A 6547-nucleotide genomic window follows, 5' to 3' on the forward strand; every position below is an offset into this window, starting at 1 on the left:
AGCGCCGCGCGCGTTAATGAAGAGCATCCGGGCGTCGCGCGAAGACGCGGTGCTCGATGCCTCGCGCAAGCGAATTGAGCGCCCAGCCCGTCAGGCCGACGACGATGATCCCGAACAGCACGAGGTCCATCCTGAACTGTTCGCTGCCGTCGATCAGCGTATTGCCAATGCCGCTGCCCGCCACCAGCAGATACTCGGCCCCGAGGGTCGCGAGCCACGAATAGATCAGCGCGAGGTAGATGCCTGTAAATATCGATGGCAACGCGGCGGGCAGAATGACGAAGCGGACAAGCTGGAGCCGCGAGTAACGGAAAGCGCGCGCGACTTCGACATAGCTGCGCGGCACGGCGTGAATGCCATCGCAGGTGTGCGCGGCAACGGGCAGCAGCGCGGCCAGGGACAGAAACACGACTTTGGCCATGTCGCCGAGCCCGAACCAGACAGAGATCAGCGGTATCCACGCGAACAGGGAGATCTGCTTGAAGGTGTCGAACGTCGGCCCGATGATGCGTGTCGCGATGCGTGACAGGCCGAGCGCCGTGCCGAGCAGCAGTCCGCCTGCAGTGCCGATCACGAAGCCGCTCGCTTCGCGTGCCAGCGAGGCCGACAGCGCGCGCAGCAGGGCGCCGCTTTCGACCTGCTGCCATGCGACGCGGGCGACATCGACGGGACTGACCAGCGGGCCGCTCTTGACAAGATGCAGCGCCGATGCGACCCACCATATCGCGAAGGCGGCAAGCGGCAAAACCAGTCCGCGCCAGTTGAAACGCGCCAGCCGCTTTTTTAGCGCCGAAGGCCGTGCCGGTTTCACCGGCGCGTCACAGCTGCACGGCGGCGGTTCGCCGCGCTTCGGCTCGAACAGAGACTGGAGGGCGTTGGCAATGAAGTTCTGCGGCATGGGCGTTCCTTGCACAGTGGGTTCATTCGCGGAAAGCGGACGGCTGGCCGCGCCGCAAGCGCGCTTCGAGCGCATCGAGCAGCCGGTTGATCGCAAAGCCGACTGCGCCGACGATCACGACGGAGGCCATCACCAGATCGAGCTGAAACAGTTGCCGGCCATAGACGATCAGATAGCCGAGGCCCTCGGATGAGGCCACGAGTTCGACGACGACGAGCGCAAGCCACGCCTTCGTGAACGCGAGCCGGACGCCGGTAGCGAGCGTGGGCACGGCGGCTGGCAGAACGACGTAACGCACGCGTTGCCAGCGGCTGTAGCCGAACACGCGCGCGACTTCATCCAGTGAGGCTGGCGCCTGCCGGAAACCTTGCATCGTGCTCAGCGTGACAGGCACGAGCGCGGCGTGCGCGATCAGAATGTATTTGAGCGGCTCGCCGACGCCGACCAGCAGCAATAGAAACGGCAGCCAGCCGAGCACGGGAATCTGCACGATGGCATTGAAGCCGGGCAACATGTATGCCTCGACCGTGCGCGACAGGCCGAGCGCCGCACCGATCACGAAGCCGGCCAGCGTGCCCGCCGCGAAGCCGCACAGCACCCGTTGCAGACTGATCAGCGTGTTGTGAGCCAGATCGCCGCTGACGGCGAGATCGCGCAGCGTGTCGAACACGAGTTGCGGAGGCGGCAGAATCTGCTGCGCGATCCAGCCCCGCTCGCAGCCGATCGTCCATAGCGCGAAGAGGGCTGCCGGTAACAGCCACGGCGCGAGTTGCCACCCGGCCGCCCTGACGCGCCGCCATGCGTTGTTCGGCGCGCCGGCATCCCCTTTGAAGTGCCGCGCTGCCGATGGCCATTCGCCTATCACCTTGTTCATCGTCGCGCTCCTCAGCCAAGCGGCTTGCCTTGCGCGTCGTAACGCGTCCAGTAGTGATCCAGCGTTTGCGCATGCAGCGCGTTATCGAGGTAATGCGGTTCGAACCAGCCGTCGACTTCGACGGGCTGGCGAATCAGTTTCAGCTTGAGCGCGGAGTCGGCAACGGCCTTGTAGCGCGCGACGATGAACGGATCGATCAGCGGCGAATTGCGCGACTTCAGCGGCTGGTTCGCGAACTCGGCCTGCCACGATGCATAGCTCACGCCGCTTTTGGCCCACTGTTTGAAGAGCGCATCGCGATTCGCTTCGTCCGACGACCATTGCGCGCCCTTGACGAATACATTCACTACGCGCTGCACGATGTCGGGGTGCGCGCGGTCGAAATCGTCGAGCACGAGCAGATGCGATTGCCGCGTGAATTGCGGGCCATCTGTCTGCGATTCGTAGATGATTTTCGCAAGTCCCTGATCGCGCAGCTTGTACAGGTGGTAATCGTTGACGGACGCGTCGATGCCCTTCGACGACAGCGCGGCGAGCGAGCTCGCGGAATCCAGGTTGATCACACGCAAATCGCGCTCGCTCAGCTGGTTCGCGGCGAGGACGTTGTCCGCGACGAGCTGGAGATTGGTGCCGCGAAAGATCGAGACGCGCTGACCTTTGAGATCCTTCACGCTTTTGATCTGCGAGTCGGGCGGCACGGCGATTTTTACGCCGACGCGTACGCCCGATTCGAGCAGGATCCGCGTCTTCAGTCCGTTGGCGCGTCCAAGCACGGCGGGCAGATCGCCCTGAAAGGCGAAGTCCAGTGATTTGTCGGCAATCGCCTCGTTGACGGCGGGGCCGGCGCCTTTGAAGAACAGCCACTCGACCTTGATGCCGTCGGCGGCGAATTCCTTTTCCAGCAATTGCTGCTGCTGGACGGTGGCAGCAGGCGAGCCGCCGAAAGTTGGCGGATCGCCTGCGCCTTGTTGCGCGACGCCGATACGGATGACGGCGGGTTTATCGGCATGCGCCTGAGTGGCCGTCAACGCAATTGCGGCTGTAAGCAAGACGGACTTCAGAAGAGCGAAAGTTCGTGAGGTTCGTGGAGTCATCGTCTGAGTTGAGTGCGTACGCCAGTCATGATCGGGAGTGAATCATTCTTGACGACGTCACTCATCAGGACAAGAAAGCATTCGAGCTATGGATATGTGCGCCGATGCTTTTGCAGAACGCCAGACGGTCTCTGACGAATTGCCACTTGCTACCGGATATCGACGATTGCCTCACGCACATCGACCTTGCGCGGAATGACGTGCTCGCGGTAAGCCAGATCGGCGGAGTCCTGCTGGGCATCAATGACTTCGTCCGTGAGCGGATAGTGCACGCCCCATTCCAGCCGTGGCAGCGCACGCGACCAGATGTCCAGCCGCACGCCCGTGTTTTGCGACAGGAACTGCGCCGTCTGCGCGGGATGCGCGAGTTCGAGTGCCGTCTGCCGGTCGAGCACATCGAACAGCAGCCGCAACGCCGCGGGGTAACGCTGCGCAAACTCACGCGTGCCGATGTAGAAACCGTATTGCGGCACCGACAGCTGACCGATAGAGAGAATCGTGCGCGCGCCCGTCGTCAGTTCGGTATCGGCGTAGCGCGGATCGGGCACGGCCCACGCGTCGATGAAGCCGCGTTCGAACGCGGCGCGCGCGTCGCTGTAGTTCAGATAGACGAATTGGACCGCTGACGCTGGTATTGCTGCATCGGCGAGCGCTTTCAGCACGAACAGATGGCCTTGCGAGCCTTTCGCGAAAGCGATCTTCCTGCCCTTCAGATCTGCGATGCGCTGGATCGGTGAACCGAGGGGCACGATCAGGCCATAGCTCTTTTGCAACCGCGGCGCAAACGCCACGTACACAACGCCGGGCGCAGCGCCGGCCTGCGCGAGAATCGGCGGCGTCGATCCCACTGCGCCAACATCGACATCGCCCGTGTTGATGGCTTCCACAAGCGGCGCGCCGTACACGAACTCTTTCCACTTGACAGTGACGCCGTGCGGCGCAAAGGCTTTTTCCAGTTCGCCAGATGCACGCAGCGCGACGAGTGGATCACCCTTCTGGATGCCGATGTTGATCGTTGCGGGCCACGTGCCGTCGGCATGAGCCCATGTCTGAAAACCAAAGCAGAGGACGAGCGCGACGAGCGCTCGCCCCAGGCGGCAGAGTGATTGCATGATGGCGGAATCAGGTTGGGAAGTACGGATTGGGGGGACGGGCCAGTCCGTAGTGGCCGCGCAGCGTGTCGGCTTCGTATTCACGCCGGAACAGTCCGCGCCTTTGCAGGATTGGCACGACGTGGTCGACGAACACATCGAGTTGTGCCGGCAGGATAGGCGGCATCACGTTGAAGCCGTCCGCCGCTCGGCTTTCAATCCAGTCTTCGATCACATCGGCGACCCGCTCGGGCGAGCCGGCCAGCGTGAAATGACCGCGCGCGCCAGCAAGCTGTCGCAGCAGTCCACGCAGCGTCGGCCGTTCGCGCGCGACGAGATCGGTAATCACCACGGCGCGGCTTTGCGCGGCCTGCACCGTCGACGGGTCGGGAAAGTCGTCTCGGGAGTCTGATGACCGTCGAACACGTCGACCCGAAATCCAATGCGCTGGCGGCGCCAACTCAAACTCAAAATATTTTTCTATGTCGTCGCAAGTCAGCTTCGCGAGCGATGTTTGCCGAACGAGGATGAGCCAGTTATAGAAGCGTTCCGCCTCTTTCGCATATGCACGCAGCGTCGGAGCAGAATCAACGTATCGATTTAACCAGTCTCGAATCGCGTGAAAATCATCCGTCACGTCGCTGGGACTACGAGTGCGTTCCCCGGCATGTGGACTTCCCCGGCAACTCTTGAATTTCACCGTCTCCTAGTAACCGCACGTATACAAAATCTTGTGCGCCACTACCGACAGAAGGAGGCATGCCTGGAGATCGTCGTGACTGCATAGTCGAACCCACCCTAGGATTAGTTCACGATCGCCTACCGAACTTTTCACACACCGTGTGCGCCGACCGTAGCGACCACAGTCATGATTTATAGGCGATCCAGCGTGAGTACGTCCATTCTTTACTTCGCCTCGATTCGGGGGAGTTGCTTGCCGATACGTCTATAAATTAGTTCGTGAGCGCGGCGATTCTTTTGAGTGCCGCTTAACTAACCGCGCTCCTACGTTGGACAGTAATTTATGGACGAACATGCAGATTACGTTTTCCCATTGTTTAGTTCCCGAAACGTCCATAAGTTAGTGGTCAGACTAGAACACGACATTTCTTATATGGTCGCCTCCCATTTGCAAGGCAATTGTTCGTGGCGAGGAGGGTGGTTGCGGACTTATATCCGGACTCGATCGCGGGTATGCCCGCCGGCCCCGATGGATTTCGCCGCAAAGGTCCTAATCTAAATGGCGGACTCGAGGTCCGAGAAATGTCTCAGGCTTGCCTTTGCGCGGTCCAACCTGTCTTGCCATCGTTCAATACACCTGTGCAACCGTGAATGGGGTTACTGGCTTTGAAGCGTGGTCACTGCGAGGGGGCTGCCTCATACGTTCGGCCATACGCCAGCAGCGCCCATATTGTTCGCGCCATCTTGTTGGCGAGTGCAACCGCAACGACGTTTGTTGGGCGCCGGGTCAGCATCTGGCGTAAACGCTCCGGCAAATGCCTTGCGCTTGAGATGACCGATCGGGCGCCGTGGATCAGTAGCGTTCGCAAATACACGTCACCACGTTTGCTGATGCCCCCGAGTTTCACCTTTCCGCCGGAACTGTTCTGCCGTGGCACGAGACCGCAGATAGGCGGCAAACTCCCGTCCGGAGCCAAACGTCCTTGCCTGGCCAATAACCGATACCGCAGCGGTCGCCGTGAGCACGCCCACGCCGGGAATCTCGGAGATGCGTCTGCACGCGTCATCGTTGCGGCGCCAGTCGAGAATGCGTCGTTCGATCCGTGCGACCTGCTCGTCGAGCCCGCGAAGTCGCGAGATCTGGTCCTGCAGGCTGTCTGCCAGCATGGCGGGCAACTGGTCGACCAGTGAAGCCAGCGCGCCTTTGGCGGCTTCTATCGATGCCCGGCGGCCCTGCGGCAGTACGACGCCGAATTCGTAGAGCAATCCACGAAGCTGGTTGACCTGCATGACGCGAATCCGGACCAGTTGCTGACGCATGCGGTGCATGGCAAGCATGGCCTGCTGGTCTTCGGTCTTGACGGCCACAAACCGCATGCCGGGACGCTGGGCAGCTTCCCAGATCGCCGCGGCGTCGGCCGCGTCATTCTTGTTCGACTTCACGAACGGCCGCACGAACTGGGCTGCGATGAGCCGCACGTCGTGGCCGAGCCGCGCCAGGCCCCGGGCGCAGTGATGGGCGCTGCCGCAGGCCTCCATGACGACACGGCTCGCAGGCCGGTTGGCGAAGAACGGCACGAGCTGGGCGCGTCTGAGAACCTTGCTGTGGATTGCGCCGGTCTCAGGATCGACATAATGAATCTGGAAAACGCGCTTGGCTAGGTCGATGGCAATGGTCGTGGGTTCCATCTGGTTCTCCTTGACGGCAGGACTGCCGAACCAGCAATGTGACACGCTTGGGCTGCAAGACTGCGACGTCGAGCGGACCGTTAAGGCGGGAGGCGACCATTCCATCTATAAAGCTACTACATCCATTGTCTCCGCTAAGTTCAAATGTCGCACCTCCGGCTAAATCGAAATGTCGGGTTTCAGAGCGATTTTAGCCTTGTTTCTTTTTATGGTTTTGGGG

Annotated in this window: 5 protein-coding genes and 1 pseudogene; all 6 read right to left on the bottom strand. The window is 61.4% G+C overall.

What is annotated here, in order from left to right:
* Positions 1 to 13: 13 nt before the first annotated feature.
* Complete coding sequence (locus J2W46_RS32940; RefSeq protein ID WP_310359959.1) at positions 14 to 898, bottom strand: ABC transporter permease; 885 nt, start codon at positions 896 to 898, stop codon at positions 14 to 16.
* A 22-nt stretch (positions 899 to 920) separates the two neighbouring features.
* Positions 921 to 1772, bottom strand: a complete 852-nt coding sequence (locus J2W46_RS32945; RefSeq protein WP_310359961.1) for an ABC transporter permease — start codon at positions 1770 to 1772, stop codon at positions 921 to 923.
* An 11-nt stretch (positions 1773 to 1783) separates the two neighbouring features.
* Positions 1784 to 2866, bottom strand: coding sequence for an ABC transporter substrate-binding protein (locus J2W46_RS32950; RefSeq protein ID WP_310359963.1), 1083 nt, complete (start codon positions 2864 to 2866; stop codon positions 1784 to 1786).
* Positions 2867 to 3015: 149 nt separating this feature from the next.
* On the bottom strand, positions 3016 to 3978 hold the full coding sequence (locus tag J2W46_RS32955) for an aliphatic sulfonate ABC transporter substrate-binding protein (RefSeq protein ID WP_310359966.1): 963 nt from the start codon (positions 3976 to 3978) through the stop codon (positions 3016 to 3018).
* A 10-nt stretch (positions 3979 to 3988) separates the two neighbouring features.
* Positions 3989 to 4333, bottom strand: coding sequence for an LLM class oxidoreductase (locus J2W46_RS32960; protein WP_374726911.1), 345 nt, complete (start codon positions 4331 to 4333; stop codon positions 3989 to 3991).
* 982 nt (positions 4334 to 5315) lie between these two features.
* Positions 5316 to 6327: pseudogene (locus J2W46_RS32965) on the bottom strand (IS110 family RNA-guided transposase).
* Positions 6328 to 6547: the final 220 nt, after the last annotated feature.

The organism is Paraburkholderia strydomiana (assembly GCF_031456815.1).
Lineage (GTDB): Bacteria > Pseudomonadota > Gammaproteobacteria > Burkholderiales > Burkholderiaceae > Paraburkholderia > Paraburkholderia caledonica.

What these genes read in the sequence shown, in the direction of transcription:
- J2W46_RS32940 (WP_310359959.1), bottom strand. Translation starts at nt 898, where the DNA reads ATGCCGCAGAACTTCATTGCCAACGCCCTCCAGTCTCTGTTCGAGCCG.
- J2W46_RS32945 (WP_310359961.1), bottom strand. Translation starts at nt 1,772, where the DNA reads ATGAACAAGGTGATAGGCGAATGGCCATCGGCAGCGCGGCACTTCAAA.
- J2W46_RS32955 (WP_310359966.1), bottom strand. Translation starts at nt 3,978, where the DNA reads ATGCAATCACTCTGCCGCCTGGGGCGAGCGCTCGTCGCGCTCGTCCTC.
- J2W46_RS32950 (WP_310359963.1), bottom strand. Translation starts at nt 2,866, where the DNA reads ATGACTCCACGAACCTCACGAACTTTCGCTCTTCTGAAGTCCGTCTTG.